Below are 16,700 nucleotides of genomic sequence, written 5' to 3' on the forward strand. Positions count from 1 at the left end.
ATCTACCAAAATGGAATTATCGTGCAGTTCCGACTATTTAGCAGACGCTAATGTTATTAAATTTTCATTCCTAAGTTGTTTGTGCAACCCATACTTGATGCTTTTTGTTAACTTCTTTTACTGGACTGGCGCTCTAGCCTTTACCCAAAGCTGACAAGAAGCCAATTATCCTCAAACGCGACATTTGTTATTGAACAAGTTTTTGCAACAGAATCAGTAAAAGGACGAGCTGAATACACCTGGGTTTTAGCACCTGCCCGTAAGTCCGGTCAGGCTGGCAACCACCGCCACTAAATCGGCAGCATCTACAGGTTTGGTCAAATGCATCTGAAAACCTGCTAATAGGGCCTGCCGACGATCGTCATTCCGGGCATAAGCCGTCAGCGCGATCGCCGGTAGCCGACCGCCCCGCTGCGCTTCCAGTTGCCGCAACTTGCGGATCAGGGAGTAGCCATCCTCATCCGGCATCCCAATATCGCTCACTAAAACATCGGGGCTGCGGGTTGCGGTTTCAATAACAGTCAACGCCTCCTTGACCGAATCCACAGCGATGACATCCGCACCATACTTTTGCAGAATTGTACTCAGCAACTCTAGCGCGTCAGCCTCGTCGTCTACCACTAAAATTTGTAAGCCTTCAAGGGTGGGTGACGCCTCAACCCTCGCATCCGCCTCGACGATCGAGTTTAATCGCTCTGAGTCGCTGGCTGGTGGATGGATAATCATCACGGGCAGTTTGACTGTAAAGCTCGTCCCCTGTCCTATTCCTGGACTCACTACCGTTACAGTCCCGCCATGCAATTCAACTAATTGACGCACAATGGCTAACCCTAAACCCAACCCCCCATAACTGCGAGTGGTCGTGCTGTCGTGCTGGCGGAAGCGATCGAAGACAAAGGGTAGAAAGTCCGAGCTGATGCCTGGTCCAGTGTCGCTGACAGTAATTTCAACATGAGAATTAACCCGCTCCAAACGAATCTGGACTCGCCCGTTTTTAGGCGTAAATTTGATGGCGTTAGAAAGTAGATTCCATACAACTTGCTGCAACCGATCTGCATCACCCAAGAGCGGGCCAGATTCAGAATCGAGCACGCTTTGCAGGCGAATTGATTTTGCCTCAGCCGCCAAGCGTACAGAGTCAATCGCCGATTCAATCACCGATACGAGGTTGACTCTACGGACTTGGAGGCGCAGTTTACCTGTGATGATGCGAGAAACATCGAGAATATCTTCGATGAGCTGGGCTTGAGACTTTGCGTTTCGCTCGATCGTCTCCAAAGCCCGCACAACCTTATCCCCACTGAGGTTTTTCTGCCGCAGTAACATCGTTGACCATCCTAAGATGGCGTTGAGAGGAGTTCTGAGTTCATGAGAAAGAATCGAGAGAAACTCATCCTTGGCACGGTTGGCAGCCTCTGCATCTGCGCGAATCACTTGTTCGCGTATCAATAATTCGTCTTTGGTGCGATTAGACGCTTCCAGTTCCGCGGTGCGTTCCTGCACCCGTTGCTCTAGCTCGACATTAATCGCCTGGATACGGCGGCGACTTTCCTCTAGTTCCTGGTTTGTAAGGGCGAGTTGGGCGGGACTTGGCGCATCGATAGCCACTGGAATTAAGGGAATCACTAAAAAGGTGAACGTATAGAAAGACCAAGCACCATTGACCGCTTTGATCAGTCCTGAAACCCAGTACATGGGATACCAAAGTGTCACTACTCCCATCAGGTGGGTGGTGCCACATAAGGCAAAGATAAAAAATAAACCCACCAGCAGCATCACCGTCTTGGGAGGCAGATCCTGACGCTCATACCTAAAGTAAACAATGGCAACCGCCACCGAGTAATACCCGAGGACAGTCAGTAGATCTGACGTTAAGTGCAGCCATACTAACCCAGGTTTCCAGAGGTAGCAATGCCCGTGAGGAATGAAATTAGTCGAAAAAAATGTGCTGAAGAGGTCAGGCATATTAGTTTACGGGACTGTCAAGTTAATTAGGGCGTTTATCAATTCCACCAGATGACCCCAGCAGCGAGATGAATTGCAGACCCGAAAGTTCACCGCCCTAGGGTCATAGCGCGTCGCGATTGCTTGATACTGCTTGAGCTTGGCGAAAAAGTTCTCAATCAAATGACGGGCTTTGTACAATTGCGTATCGTAAGTTCGCTGGGTCTTGCGGTGGTGGCGAGGTGGAATCACGGCGCTCTTCCCCTCGGCATTGAGGCGGTTAATCACAGCCTGATTTGCATCATAGCCCTTTGTCAGCAAGCAGTGTACCTGCTACCAGTAACGGCGGTAGTTGGTCGGCTCCTTCTGGCGTCACCAGCTTGTCCGGGGGTGAGGTGAAACCCCAACGGATTGCCCAACGCATCCACGCGCTCGCATGAATCTTGTTACTCAATCGCCCTTTGCTGCCTCCAATTGCTTCATTCCTACGCTCCTCAAAAAGCTCAGCAGGAAGATGTTTCTTTCAAGTGGGAAAATGCCTGAATTAAAACTAAGTGTACCGCCGGGAAATAGTGGGTAAATGTGCTTTAATATATGTCCAAATTCGCTCCTAAAAACGAAAATCTAAAATGTTAGAATTCGATCGCCTGTTCCAAACAATCGAAGAATTAGTAATGCTGCACTCACCCAGCGGTGCGGAATCGGAAATTAACCAGCGGTTGATGGAAAAATTCGCCGCCCTGGGAGTGAATGCTTGGGTCGATCGCGCGGACAATGCGATCGCCCTAATTAAGGGTCGCAATCCCGAAAAGTCGATCGCCATTACCGCCCACAAAGACGAAATTGGCGCCCTAGTTAAAACAATAGGCGAGAGTGGCCGCGTGGAAGTCCGCAGATTGGGCGGCTCGTTTCCTTGGGTTTACGGCGAAGGCGTGGTGGATTTGCTCGGAGACAAGCAAACAATTAGCGGCATTCTCAGCTTTGGTTCCCGCCATGTTTCTCACGAATCTCCTCAGAAAGCTCAGCAGGAAGATGTTTGTTTAAAGTGGGAAAATGCCTGGATCGAAACTAAGTGTACCGCCGAGGAATTAGCCGAGGTCGGAATTCGACCGGGCACGCGGATGGTGGTGGGAAAGCACCGCAAGCGCCCGCTGCGGTTGAAGGACTGGATCGCGAGCTACACTCTGGACAACAAGGCTTCAGTGGCGATTTTGCTGGCTCTGGCGGAATGTTTGAAAGAGCCTGCGGTGAATGTTTATTTGGTAGCGTCGGCGAAGGAGGAGGTTGGGGCGCTCGGAGCTTTGTATTTCACGCAGCGCCAGCCGTTGGACGCGCTGATCGCTTTGGAAATTTGCCCTCTGGCACCGGAATACCCGATTCATGACGGCGAAAACCCGGTTTTGCTGGTTCAGGACGGCTACGGAGTGTACGATGAAGGATTGAACGCCCAATTGCGCGCAGCAGCCGCAGCAGCTCATGTAGAGGTGCAGTTGGCGGTAATTAGCGGTTTTGGGAGCGATGCTTCGATCGCCATGAAGTTCGGCCACGTAGCCCGCGCCGCTTGTTTGGCTTTCCCCACCCAGAACACCCACGGCTTTGAAATTGCTCATCTCGGGGCGATAGACAATTGCGCCGCCATCCTCAAAGCCTACTGTGACGAGCTTTGGGACGAGTAGAAAAAAAACTTTCGCAAAGTAGTTGACAGATTGGGAAAGATTAGTTAAGGTAATAAAGGTGCGGAACACAAGCAAACGCAACGCGCCCCCATCGTCTAGAGGCCTAGGACACATCCCTTTCACGGATGCGACGGGGATTCGAATTCCCCTGGGGGTATTGAAAATTTAACTCAGATATCAAATTGATATCTAGCAACTGGTAAAGGCAACAAGCCCGCTCCACACGCTAGTTATCATTTTTGTTTTTGGGGCGATCGAGAAATTGGGTCTTGGGTTAGAACCCACATTCCGCTCTTGGACTGTCACACCGTGATAATTTTCGCCTTTGACGAGTCTGAACCTCCTGCTGTGAGAAAGTTTCAGGCCTTCATAGGAAAAACCATCTCCTCTTCAACCAATTCTCAAAAACTAGCGACTGTTGACTTGGGATTTAGTCAAAATTGATCCAAACCTCATGGCTTCCTCAAAAATATCTGAATGTGACAGTCAAAGGGCGGAATGTGGGTTCTAACATTTGTGCAGGCTCTCTGAACCTTTCCCGATTGTAGAGCATCCAGGCACTTTCCAAAGCTGTTTTCGCGCTCGACTTAGCCGATAAAATTTCCGGCAGTTTGTAGTCAGGACTTTAGTGCTTTTAATCAGGACTAAAGCCTGACTACGAACACAATTCCCAATTCCCAAGTATATTTATTTTTCAACCATTCGATCGAGCTTTTCCCTAACCAACAAATGTAAAAGCGAGCGCAGCAAAAACAAGCCGCCGAATCCCGAAACCGCAAAAGCGACGATCGCCCCCGTTTGATATCCGCCCACCAGCAGCACAGCACCCGACAGCACCGCAAAACCCGCCAGACAAGCAAAAATTAGAGTTTTCAAAGCTAAATTAATCCGTTTCAAGGCTCTTTCGCTCTCGATATTTCGCACTCTAATTTGCAGTTCGCCCTCTTCAATTCGCTGCTCCAAACGCTTGATAAAAACTTGCGATTTGCTCGGCTGCCGTAACTTATATGTAATAAAACTTCGCGCTTGTCTTGCCAATTCTCCGATCGCATTTCCCCGCCCCTTGCTCACCGCAATACTCTTGACAAAAGGCTGAGCGGATGCTATGAAATTGTAGTTTGGGTCGAGAGTTCTAGCAATGCCGTCGAGAGTGGTCACCGATTTGACAATAAACATCATTTCTGCTGGCAACCGAAACGGTTGCTGCTCGAACATGATATAAAGTTCGTTCTTAATTTCATTAAAAGCTTGAAAGTCTATCGGCTTATCAATAAACTTATCCAACAGAAAAGCAATCAGCCTGCGCACCGGCATCATATCCGGCATCGGCTCAACTAAGCCCATAGTAATTAAAGTATTGAGTACCTCGTCAGTATCCTTTCTCAGCACACCAAAAAAAGTCTTGACCATTTGGTCTTTAGCCAGAGACTTAACCTCAGCCATCATCCCAAAATCGTAAAAAATCAAGCTGCCATCTTCTGTCACCGCCAAATTTCCCGGATGCGGGTCAGCTTGAAAAAAACCGTCAATTAACAACTGTTTCAAATAACAGCAAATTCCTAGTTGGTTGAGCTTCACAATATCTACTCCAATCGCTTCTAAACTAATGCGATCGTCAACCTTAATGCCTGGTGCGTATTCTAGAGTCAGCACTTTTTTAGTCGTGTATTGCCAGTAGACTTTCGGGACAACAACCTGAGGATATTCTCGAAAATTATGGCTAAAGCGATCGGAATTTTTACCTTCTTGCACGTAGTCAATTTCTTGATATAAAATCTTAAAAAACTCGTGATAAATAGATTCCAGGCCGTACTTGCGAGTCCCAGGCAAATAGCGATCGCAAAAACGCATCACTTGGCGCACTGCCTTCACATCCAAATTAAATAAACTTTCCAAACCCGGACGCTGCACCTTTACAATCACATCTTCCCCGGTGTGCAGCCTCGCTTTGTGGACCTGTCCCAGACTCGCAGCAGCGATCGGCAACGGGTCAAAATCGCGGTACAAAGCATAAATATCCTTGCCTAACTCTGATTCTACAAGAGCGATCGCCTCTTCGGAACTAAACTGAGGAACCCGATCCTGCAACTGTTCGAGTTCCTTCACATACTCAAGCGGCAGCAAATCCGCCCGAGTCGAGAGAGACTGCCCAATTTTAATAAAGGTTGGGCCTAAATTAAGCAAAGTATTGACCAACCAATGAGCGCGAATTCTTCTAGTATGAGGAGAATTATTTTGCAGCAGTCCATCCCACCACAAAAAAAACATAAACTTTCCCGCCGCTGCAAAAATGTCTATTTGTCGCGCCAGCGGCGAATATTTAGAACGTTGCCAACGGAGGGTTTTAGGTGCAGCTTTTATGAGCATAATATTGGCTATCGAGTTCCATGCACCGCGACAATTTTTAGAGGATAGTCAAAGACGCTTAAATCGGCTTTTACGAAAATACTTCGTAGGCTTTTGAAACAGTTAAAAGACTCAGTTTCTTTGGTTTATACTCCATAATATCATCTCCGGTTATACAATCATAATTCAGTTTTAAGCAAGGGATTTAGTCCCGATTAATTCATTAAGAGAGGACGATCGTACTCACTACAAATACGCGCTAATTACGGGTAAATAACCAAACATCATATAAGTCTTGGGGAGAATCAGCAATGAAGAATCGGCAATTTAGAAGCGAAACCAGACAAACAAATCAAAAAGGAGGATTTGGTAGTAGCGTTTGCCAGATCCAAATCTCCCTTTAAAAGCAAGTCTTCGCCTGTTCGCTGCCAATAATTCACAACCGCTTTTCCACCAAACTATTATTCTAGATTACAGAGTTCCGCTGGAAATTGTGGCAGAGTCAGAGTAAAAGATGTGCGCCACAACTCGTCAGCTTCAAAACTTTCTGCCGGACAGCTAGACACATCAATAGTACCATTCAAGTGCTGTACTAAACACTTTACCAGCGCCAGACCCAAACCCGTACCGGCGATAGCTTGGTCAGTAATGCCAGTGCCGCGGCGGAACTGGTCAAAGATGTAGGGCAAATCAGCAGCAGAAATGCCCGACCCGAAATTAGAAACGCTCAGGACAATATAGCCGGCAACCTCAGACGCCTCTAAAACTACCGCCGTTCCAGAAGCCGAGTATTTTCCAGCATTAGTCAGCAGTTCCAGCAGCACCCGATTGAGAATATCCGGATCGGTTTCCCAGCAAGGGGTCAACTTGGGCAAATCCACCTTCAAAGTCAATTGCTTATCCGCCCACAATTTCTCAAAATCCCCAGCTAAATCTTGAACTAAACGGTTGAGATCGATTTTGATTAGAGAAATCGGGGCTTGGTGAGGCTCAAACTGCTTGATGGTCAGCAAATCGTTAATCAGAGATGTTTGCTTAGTACACTGCTGCTCTAGAATGTCTAGATACTTAGCCCGACTCGCTGACGGCTGTTCAGCTTGTTTGAGCATCAGAATCGCCAGCTTCATGATTGTTAAAGGGGTGCGCAACTCGTGACTCATAGTGCTGAGAAACTCGTCTTTAATCAGCTTCAATTTGCGTAGTTGCTCTAGTTGAATGGCAGATTGTTCGTACAGTTTCCCCTGCACGTCGAGACTTTGCTGCAACTGAGCGGTTCTGTCTTCGACTAGGGTTTGCGCTTCCTTGAGCGTCTGAGTTTGGATAATCACCCTGCTCGCTTGAGCGCTGACTGATTCGAGAACTTCTAATTCTTCAGGGCTCCAAGCGCGGGGCTCGGAGTTCTGCAAAACCAAGAACCCCAAGACTGTTTCCTGGTTGCGATCGCCCGTGAGGGGAACCAGCAGCAAGCCGCGAATGCCTTGGAGTTTCAAGATTTCTGTGGCGCCCTCTTGTTCGTTGCCGATTAATTCGCCTGCGTCAGCGAGGGCGAGGGGCTTGGGTGCGCTGTGGAATGCTTTGCGGCACAAATTAGATTCCGACAGCAACAAAGGGGGAGAGTTATTTGGTTTTGAGTTGGGAATTTTGGATTTGGAATTAGCAGTTTTCTCCTTGTTTTTTGTTTTGGATGTCGAGCTTTTTTTTGCCGGATCGCTTTGTGCTATTGCCTGTTTATTTGCATCTTTTTTCAGAGCGGCTTCGCAAACTAATTCGACTTTGGCTTTGGGCGTTTGATTGGGGGAGCGAGTTTTAAAGGGAGGATCTGTATATTTCAATAGCAGGATTTGACCTTTATCTACTTCCAGGGTATCGACGGTGTTTTCAATAACTTGCTGCAATATTCGATCGACTTCTGAATTTGTGTCGATCGATGCAGCAACTGACATGAGTAGATTTTTGTATTTAGCTTGTCGCTGTAACTGTTCGTTTAAGCTGGCAATTTCTTGAGTTTTTTGAATGTGAGAAATCGCGATGCCGATCCCGTCCGATGCTGCTTCTAGGCGCTGCAGGTCCGCTGCCGACCACTCGTGAGGGTGCGACTTACCAAGAATCATCATGCCATTTACAGCCCCTCCAAATCGCGCAGGCCCTGCCAAAATTGCCCGAAAAGGCAGCGGTGTCACAGGGAAATTCGGCGATGAAGCTGCCAGATTATCTTGATAGTCGGATATCGCCACTCTCTCGCCGTTTGCTAGCAGGTTTGCCCAGATGGGATGTTCGAGTAATATGCTAGGCGATTTTAATTTGGTGGTTTGGGAGTGTTCCGGTGTTTGAGCTTCCGCGGCAGCATCGGCAGCATTTGGGCGATCGCTGCTATTTTCCCAGCAAGCATTCGGATTTACTACTTTCTGGTCAACTACAGCAGCAACCAAACAGAAATCTGCCCCCCATGCAACCCCCAAAGTATTTGCTATTTGCAGCAGGATTTGTCGATCAAAGCTGGTCGCGAGAATTTGGCAAATTTGTCGCCCGAGGAGGGCAGGATCGACCTGGTACTGCATAAGACGATCCAGAAATTTTTGGATTGATACTGGTTCTGGGATTTGCGGTAAATGCAAAGTGCAAGACTCTGACGGCGATCGGTCGATCGACGTAAACTCTTGATTTCCCTGGCGATCGATCATGGCAACCAAGCCTTTATTCTAAGATGTTTGAGCCGGCTCGCGCTGCAAATATAGAACCTATCCATAACTGTCGCCTTGACTGTTATGAGTCTGCTTTCTGTATTTGCGCAGCCTGTCGGCGGGTCACTAGATATCTGAAAATATACGCAGATTTGACTGAGTTTTATTTTCCTATTTTCTACCCTTCGATCTGTACGGGATGAACTTTACCCTCCTTGACCGGATGATAATAAATCCCGTTCCCGCTAATTTGGATCGTTATTGATAGTATGAAGCTTTTCTAGAGACCGCTTAGTGACGCCCCTCTCCTCACCCTGTGATGTTTCCTATTTAAGTTTGTGATCCTAACAAATTTTTATTTTGATACCAATCCGCCGATCGAGTCACGCTGAGCGCAAAAATTGAAAATCCCCAAATTATCACTCATAACATAGCTGAGAGTTTGCGAGTGTTTGCTCAAAAACTCATTTTTCACAACTTCTAGAGCAGCAGGGCAAACTCTGTTGTTAGATTTATCCGACTTAGCTGCTTACTTATTTTGTGCTTCCTGTTGGGCTTTATCGCTATTTTGGCGGTAAAGTGCCGTCCGGTTCAGAGCCGTTGTGTGGCGGGGATGCTTAGAGGGCACGGCGGCCATCAAATCCGAAGCTTGCTGCCACTTAGCAGCTACGACTAACCAATCCTCGCGAGATTGAGCGGTTTTGCTGTCGGTGGCTGCTTGCGAGGCGACTCGCACTGCTTGTGCAAAAGAGTCAACAGCAGAATTAGCAGTCTCCTTAGAAATTTTCAAAACAGCTTTTGCCTCCGAGGGACCAGCAGTGACAACTGCTTGGCTGTTGGCTTGTGTGCTGTTGAGCGCTTGGGAATTGAGTCCTTTGTAGATGGCGGCCGCGGCCCCGAGCAACAGCACGGTCAAGCTGATGCCGCCGACGATACCGCGCTGAAATTGCCGCGGTTCCTGCATCGATCGAGGTACAGCCATTCTCGGCAAAGCCCGCTTGCTTGCAAGAGCTTGGCGTTCGTGATGGGCGGCGGCCAAACGCTTAAACAAATTGGGCTTTCTGAGTTTAATTTCTTGAGACCACAACAGTTGATTCTCGGGATCGCGGCTAATTTCTTCGAGCCACAGCAATTGGTGTTCTCGGACAAGCCGGCTGTTGATGTTGACTCGGCGAATATTGTGGGGCGAAATGCCCTCCAAAATTTCTTGGACGCGATCGACCAAGCTAGACTGTTCGAGCAGTTGAGGTGTTGCAGCTTCGCACAGCAGTTGCAGCACACCCTCTGCAAACACGGCTCTGGCCCTGACACTTACCTGTGCCAGTTTGTCGTTAAGGATTTGAATAATCGCTGCAACCGAGCCCTCGCGAGCTTGTCGAGCAATGTCATCTATTGGATTCGCCATAAAACTATCTTGACGCTTAGCAAGCCGTTAATTGTTAACCCAAAGTCTCGGATCTAATTTTTACTCATACAGGTTATCACTGACACTGCCAGGTTAAAATGAACAGATGCAAATTTTGCATACCGATCCACTTAAAATTATCACCACAGCATCGAGCGAGGCTAACAGGAAATAAACTATGGGTAAAGTAATTAGCGGTCAAATTTTTGTTGTAGACGACAACATCGATACAGATCAAATTATCCCTGCCGAATACCTGACCCTGGTTCCCTCGAAGCCGGACGAGTACGAGAAACTAGGCAGTTATGCGATGATTGGGTTGCCCGATCGCTACGGTAAGTTTATCGAATCCGGCGAACAGAAAACCCGGTATTCGATTATAATTGCCGGGGAAAATTTTGGCTGCGGTTCTTCGCGGGAACACGCTCCGATCGCTCTGGGGGCCGCCGGCGTTACAGCAGTGGTGGCTTTGTCTTACGCGCGCATTTTCTTTCGCAATTGCTCGGCTACTGGCGAATTGTACCCGATCGAATCAGTCGAGCGGCTGTGCGACTTGTTTGTAACGGGGCAAGAAGTGACGATCGATTTTACAGCAGAGGTAATTGTCAACCACACTCTCGATCGAACTTTCTCACTCAAACCTTTAGGAGAAGTAGGCCCGGTAATAGATGCCGGAGGGTTGTTTGACTACGCGCGCCAAACGGGAATGATTGCTGCTCGGTAAAGACTGCAAAGAAACCCGAGGGCAACCACGGGGGAATTGCCTACAAAAACCGGGTTTCTTAATTTTGTTTGTATTGATGTCCGCCTACTTTAATTTTGAAAGTTAGTAGTGCCTAACAAGTATAAGAATTACGCAAGTGACTCATTTCTATTGACTTGTAGGGTGTTCTACTACTTTCGTTATAGGGCGACGATCGAGAGTTTGAAATAGTAGAGCACCTTACTACTTGTGAGACTTCCGTAAGTCCTAAAGTAATGATAATGGCTAGAGGAGTGTGGGAGTTCTGGCGTTGCTGAGCGAAGGTTTTCTTGGCTACCGATCTGGATTTAGGGGAAGCCGCGGGGGTGTCGGATCGGACAATTTTTGCCACACAACCTGCTCAATAGCTGTACCCTCCTAACGCCCGATTTCAACATCTTCAAGGATACCGAGGGCGTCGGGAACCAGAACGGCAACGGAGTAGTAGGCGCTGACCAGGTAAGAAATAATAGCCTTTTCCTCGATGCCCATGAATCGGACCGACAGGCTAGGTTGGTACTCGTCGGGGATACCAGTTTGGTGCAGGCCAATCACGCCCTGGTCTTCCTCACCAGTCCGCAACACCAAGATAGAACTGGTCTGGTTCTTGGTAATTGGGATCTTGTTACAGGGAAGAATGGGTGTATTGCGCCAAGTGATTACCTTGCTCCCATCCATGTCAATGCTGTCTGGGTAGATGCCTCGGCGGTTGCACTCCCGACTGAAGGCGGCAATAGTGCGGGGATGAGCCAGGAAGAACTTGGACTTCCTCCGACGAGTAATCAATTCATCAAGATCGTCGGGGGTGGGAGGACCGCTGCGGGTGTAGATACGCTGTTTCAGGTCAGCATTGTGCAGCAACCCGAATTCCCGGTTGTTGATCAAATCGTGTTCTTGACGTTCCCGCAATGCCTCCACGGTCAGCCGCAATTGTTGTTCCGTCTGATTCATCGGTTCGTTGTACAGATCCGCGACGCGAGTATTCACCCGCAACACAGTTTGGGCAACGCTCAATTGATATTCGCGGGGTGAGAGTTCGTAATCAACGAAAGTCCCTGGCAACGGGGTTTCCGCAAGATGACCGGCAGACAATGCGATCGAAGCTTCGCCCTGTTTGTTTTGCGGTTGTTGGGCACGAGTCCTAAACTGTTCAACCTGAGCCTGCAACGCGCCCGACTGGTTGAGCAGTTCCCGAAACGCCTGTTGTGGTAGCGCCAATACCGTGCATCGGGTGACAGCCTTGATTGTAAACTTCCAAGTGCTTTCTGACTCCACCAACACCTGATCGCCGAAATGGTCGCCATCTGCCAGCATATCCAGCAAAGGCTCCTCGCCATACTTGCCAACAGCCACCTTGTTGACCTTGCCATGAGCGATCGAGAAAAGCCGATCGGCTGCCTGACCTGACTGCACTATGATGTCACCAGGCAAGAACTCCTGTTGCACAAACCTACTTGCCAACGCGCTCAACACCCCAGTGTCGTTAAACCCTCGCAGCAATGGCAACTGACAAAGTTCTTGGGGAATTACCTCCACCACAGATCCGGTGTTGGTGAAACTCAACCGCCCATCAGTCACGGTATATGTCAATCGACGGTTAACCCGATAAGTGCCACCCTTCGTCTGCACCCACGGCAACATCTTCAACAACCACCGCGATGTAATCTCCTGCATCTGCGGTGCAGATTTGGTCGTCGTCGCCAACTTCCTGGCTGCTGCTGTACCCAAACTCAGTTGAGTTTGTCTGCTCTCAACATCCAAATCCGAATCATTAGAATACGTCATTACCTCATCCTTTAGTTACTAACAAAAGTGCAAGGACTTACGCAAATTCTGCCATTAACCGCTATCTAGTAGGATGACATTTGCGTAAGTCCTGAGTGCCTAATCCAATTGATAAGAAGTTAAGGCGATAACGCTTTTGCCAATTACTTATTGACATAAGTTATTTCCCTTAATTTCTCACAAATATTTAGCGCCCGATTTCGACATCTTCGAGGATGCCGAGTGCGTCAGGTACTAGGACGGCTGCCGAGTAGTAAGCAGTGACGAGGTAGGAGATGATGGCTTGTTCGCTGATACCCATGAAGCGGACAGAGAGGCTGGGTTGGTATTCGTCGGGGATACCCGTTTGATGTAAGCCGATCACCCCTTGTTTTTCCATACCTGTGCGGAGCAAGAGGATAGAACTGGTGCGGGCATTGGTGATGGGGATCTTGCTGCAGGGAAATATGGGTACGCCGCGCCAAGCTGTAACCTGAACGCCGTTCACATCTACGCTTTGTGGATAGATGCCCAGGCGGTTTGCCTCCCGACCGAAGGCTGCGATCGTCCGGGGGTGAGCTAGGAAGAACGATGGCTCCTTCCATACCGTAGCCAGCAGTTCGTCTAGGTCGTCGGGGGTGGGTGTGCCACCGCGGGAGTAGATGCGCTGTCTGAGGTCAGCGTTGTACAACAACCCAAAATCGGGGTTGTTGATCATTTCGTGTTCTTGACGTTCCCGTAAAGCCTCGACGGTCAGCCGCAATTGTTGCTCGGTCTGATTCATCGGTTCATTGTAGAGATCGGCTACCCGGGTACTGATCCGCAACACGGTTTGGGCGAGGCTCAATTCATATTCCCGGGGTGCAAGGTCGTAATCAACGAAGGTTCCTGCCAATGGAGTCTCTTCAAGATGACCCGTTGCCACCTCAATGGCTGCTTCACCTTGGGCTGTTTGTGGCTGTCTCAGGCGCTCGCGGAAAGCCTCGACATGAGTTCGCAACTCCTCGGACTGCTCGATCAACTGCTCAAACGCCTGTTGGGGCAGCGACAAAACCGTGCATCTGGTAATAGCCTTGAGCGTGTACTGCCAAGTGTCCTCGGACTCCACCACAGTTTTATCGCCGAAATAGTCGCCGTCGGCGAGCACATCCAATACGATTTGCTCGTCATACTTGCCGACACCAATCTTGTTCACCTTGCCATGAGCAATCAGGATCACCCGATCGGCCGGCTGACCAATCTCGACGATCGTATCGCCAGCGACGTACTCCCGCTGCACAAACTGGTTTGCCAACGCAGTCAACACCCCACTGTTGTCAAACCCTCGCAGCAATGGCAACTCAGTAAGTTCGTGGGGAATCACCTGCACCGTCGCTCCGGTGTTGGTGAAAGTGACGCGCCCATCACCGACGGTATAACTCAACCTACGGTTGACTCGAAACACCCCACCCTTCGTCTGCACCCACGGCAATAACTTCAACAACCACCGGGAGGTAATCTCCTGCATCTGCGGTGCAGATTTGGTGGTCGTTGCCAAATTACGGGCGGCGGCTGTCCCCAAACTTAAATGGCGCTGATGACGTTCAACATCTGCTCTGAGATCATCATTAGAATATGTCACAAATTAATCCTCCAATATCTAGTTAGTCCAAAAACAATGCTGGTTTACATGACCGAATGCTGACAAAAGACCTTGCAGCAGCAAGACTTATTTTCTTACAGAATAATCTAAATTGCTAGACTCATTACTGACACAATTGAACCCCGCGCCGATCAACGAGGTGATACGTGCAGCCGAGGTGCCAAGTCCTGTGGGGCCGCCGAGCACTCGCGCTATCGGGGAAGCACTATTACGCAATTCAAACTCCTTATAGCGGTCTACTTTGATATGCCACCTAAGTACGCCGCACATCCAATTTTCTAATTTCTCGACGTATCCGAGCAGTTTCTTGCGGGTACTTTCATCCAGATTGAAATCATCAAATAGGGCAGGCAATTCAGTGGCAACAATGTGTTGAAACTGTTTTGCCCGATCGGTCATCAGATTGTTCACAATATCGACAGCCTGGGGTATATTGCAGTTGAGAAAATTCTGAACAACCAGCACGAGGTTATGGATTTCGCCCTCAAATTCGATTTCTTTCTGGTAAGAGAAGATATCGTTAGTGAAACAGGAAAAGTCGGCAGCAGAATTCTCCAGCGATCGTATTGGCCGGCTGTAGTAAATCTCCATCGGGATCTCGCCGCCCTGGGCTAGTCGGGACAGGCTCATCGTCAAATCCGAGCCGAACGTCTTACGGCGCATTTCAATGTAATCGATCGGGTCTGGAATCCGATTTTGGATCTGGTTGGCGAGTTCCCACACCCAACTGTCAGTCATGTCCTGAATCGCACGGCGGAATTCAGTCCGCGCGGTGAGGGACATGGGGCCAGCCGTGCGATACCAAATATCCGCTAAACCCCGTTCTACCGGATTAGTTGGTACGGCTGGAGGGGTGGAGTTGTCGAGGGGCATGAAGACCGACATTCGGGCGTTGAACACTTTCGCACCAACTATGTCCCGGTTGTTTCCGTAGATTGCTGGGAAGTAATCGTCAGCATAGGTTCCCCACACCAGCCAGCACGCTGTCAGATTTAGCTCATCCTCAGACCCTTTGGGATGAATCCACGCACCGCATAGGGCGACATCGGCAACATCAAACTTGTGGTCATTCCAGATGAAGCCATCAGGAACGCCCGGTAGCTCGTCCAGCATCCCCATCTGGCGCGCCCATTCCTTGGAATGCTTCCGTGCCTCATCCAGATTGGGATTCAAAGTGGTAGAGAAGGGCATATAAAACTTAGGCAATTTCACGGGCCCTACAGCCTGGTAGGGAACGTGAGTAAAGCTATTGAACCTTCCTAAACCCAAGGTGGCGTATAACGATTCCAACCGCAACCCCGAGGTGCCTAATCCTGTGGGGCCTAGATTCAGCGTCGGTGTCGCAGAATTACCCGCTTCCTCGTTCATGTAGCGGCTCGATCTCATGTGCCACTCGTGACCGCCAGACTGCCAATCCTGAAGTCCTTTGATATAGAGGAGAACGTTCACACGCTCTACGGGGTCTACTCCGTGCTCCTCAAAGAGGGAGGGCAACTCGGTAACAGCAGTGTTGTCAAACTGATATAACCGCGAGTTCAGCAGCTCGTTGGTGAGATTAGCCGCCTCTTGGGTACTAATATTCAAGAAGCGCTCCAAAACCAACACACAATTGGAATTTTCACCTTCATCTTCGACTTCTCTCTGGTAGGAGAACAGGTCGTTGCGCAGATGCACTCCATCGGCAAATGTGTCTTTGAGGACTCGCATCGGTCGAGTGGCGGCAATTTTAGCTGGAACTTCTACAAACGCAGCGTGTTCGACGAGATGGGCTGACCAGGGTGCGCCACCGACTTTGCGCCGCATCTCGATATATTCGATCGGGTTAGCAATCCGATTTTGATTGATATTGGCGAGTTCCCACATCGACTCATCTAAGAGGTGTTTGGTACTCTCAAAGAATCGTCGCCGCCATTCCACAGACTTCGTAAACGCAGTGCGAGACCAAAGGTTTAACAAACCGCCCTCTACTGGGTTGGTGGGAACGGGAGGGGTTTCGTCAGGGAAAATCGGCATAAATGCGGGTAGTCGATCGAGGTATTCCTTCGCCCCAACCAAATCTTGACTGCGCTTATAGATTTCCAGAAAGTGATCGTCAAAAAAGAATACCCACACATACCAGTCGGTTACTAGGTCTAACTCCGTTGCTGGTGCGTCTGGATGGGTGTAAGAGCAAAGTAAAGCGTAGTCATGGGCATCGAATTTGCGTTCGTCCCAAATAGGCTGCCCTTGCGCTTCCTCTTTTGAGCCAAGTATTCCCATCTCATAGGCCCACGCCTTGGAATGCACTCGCGCCGTTTCCAGGTTTGGGTTCAGCCGCGCCGGCCAAGGCATATAAAATTCGGGCAGTTTAAAGGGTTGCATTATCTGCGCATCACCTTCTGTTGACTCTTATTGCTATTTTTTGCCTACCAACAACTAAGGTGTGGGGGTTGACGAGCATTCTCGCCACCCTATCGAGGTTTGATATGTGGTTGGTGTGCGGACTGTAATGTACAGTACG

The 16,700-nt window shown here is 49.2% G+C and carries 11 protein-coding genes and 1 tRNA gene; 4 read left to right on the plus strand and 8 right to left on the minus strand.

From position 1 onward, the window contains the following. Positions 1–246: 246 nt before the first annotated feature. Positions 247–1,965 carry an ATP-binding protein gene (locus QUA20_RS20770; protein ID WP_333190930.1) on the minus strand — a complete coding sequence of 573 codons (1,719 nt, stop codon included), beginning with the start codon at positions 1,963–1,965 and terminating at the stop codon, positions 247–249. Between the two features lie 6 nt (positions 1,966–1,971). Next, entirely contained in the window at positions 1,972–2,265 is a 294-nt protein-coding gene (locus tag QUA20_RS20775; RefSeq protein ID WP_333190931.1) for a transposase, read from the minus strand. Between QUA20_RS20775 and QUA20_RS20780 the strand changes: the two genes are divergently transcribed. From QUA20_RS20780 to QUA20_RS20790, 3 genes are all read left to right on the plus strand, one after another. Then, the gene (locus tag QUA20_RS20780; RefSeq protein WP_333190932.1) at positions 2,256–2,384 is read left to right on the plus strand and encodes a hypothetical protein; all 129 of its coding nucleotides are present in this window, start codon (positions 2,256–2,258) and stop codon (positions 2,382–2,384) included. The genes QUA20_RS20775 and QUA20_RS20780 overlap by 10 nt on opposite strands. A 189-nt stretch (positions 2,385–2,573) precedes the next feature. Continuing rightward, complete coding sequence (locus tag QUA20_RS20785; protein WP_333190933.1) at positions 2,574–3,620, plus strand: M20/M25/M40 family metallo-hydrolase; 1,047 nt, start codon at positions 2,574–2,576, stop codon at positions 3,618–3,620. Positions 3,621–3,704: 84 nt separating this feature from the next. Further along, positions 3,705–3,777: transfer RNA gene (locus tag QUA20_RS20790), tRNA-Glu, on the plus strand. A 530-nt stretch (positions 3,778–4,307) separates the two neighbouring features. Here the strand turns inward: QUA20_RS20790 and QUA20_RS20795 are convergent. From QUA20_RS20795 to QUA20_RS20805, 3 genes are all read right to left on the minus strand, one after another. Next, positions 4,308–5,987 (minus strand): AarF/ABC1/UbiB kinase family protein, encoded by a 1,680-nt coding sequence (locus tag QUA20_RS20795; protein WP_333190934.1) that lies wholly within the window; start codon positions 5,985–5,987, stop codon positions 4,308–4,310. Between the two features lie 440 nt (positions 5,988–6,427). Then, the gene (locus QUA20_RS20800) at positions 6,428–8,647 is read right to left on the minus strand and encodes an ATP-binding protein (RefSeq protein WP_333190935.1); all 2,220 of its coding nucleotides are present in this window, start codon (positions 8,645–8,647) and stop codon (positions 6,428–6,430) included. 529 nt (positions 8,648–9,176) lie between these two features. Then, on the minus strand, positions 9,177–10,052 hold the full coding sequence (locus QUA20_RS20805; protein ID WP_333190936.1) for a hypothetical protein: 876 nt from the start codon (positions 10,050–10,052) through the stop codon (positions 9,177–9,179). Positions 10,053–10,230: 178 nt separating this feature from the next. Between QUA20_RS20805 and QUA20_RS20810 the strand changes: the two genes are divergently transcribed. After that, positions 10,231–10,776: a LeuD/DmdB family oxidoreductase small subunit gene (locus QUA20_RS20810; protein ID WP_333190937.1), complete on the plus strand. Its 546-nt coding sequence runs from the start codon at positions 10,231–10,233 to the stop codon at positions 10,774–10,776. Positions 10,777–11,172: 396 nt separating this feature from the next. Here QUA20_RS20810 and QUA20_RS20815 read toward each other — a convergent pair whose 3' ends face one another. The 3 genes from QUA20_RS20815 to QUA20_RS20825 all read right to left on the minus strand — a co-directional run bounded on the left by QUA20_RS20815 (position 11,173) and on the right by QUA20_RS20825 (position 16,561). Continuing rightward, positions 11,173–12,579, minus strand: a complete 1,407-nt coding sequence (locus QUA20_RS20815; protein ID WP_333190938.1) for a family 2B encapsulin nanocompartment shell protein — start codon at positions 12,577–12,579, stop codon at positions 11,173–11,175. Between the two features lie 187 nt (positions 12,580–12,766). Then, positions 12,767–14,179, minus strand: a complete 1,413-nt coding sequence (locus QUA20_RS20820; protein WP_333190939.1) for a family 2B encapsulin nanocompartment shell protein — start codon at positions 14,177–14,179, stop codon at positions 12,767–12,769. Positions 14,180–14,266: 87 nt separating this feature from the next. Continuing rightward, positions 14,267–16,561: a family 2 encapsulin nanocompartment cargo protein terpene cyclase gene (locus QUA20_RS20825; protein WP_333190940.1), complete on the minus strand. Its 2,295-nt coding sequence runs from the start codon at positions 16,559–16,561 to the stop codon at positions 14,267–14,269. Between the last annotated feature and the right edge of the window lie 139 nt (positions 16,562–16,700).

Origin of the sequence: Microcoleus sp. Pol7_A1, from assembly GCF_036701085.1 — a bacterium.
Taxonomy (GTDB): Bacteria; Cyanobacteriota; Cyanobacteriia; order Cyanobacteriales; family Microcoleaceae; genus Microcoleus; species Microcoleus asticus.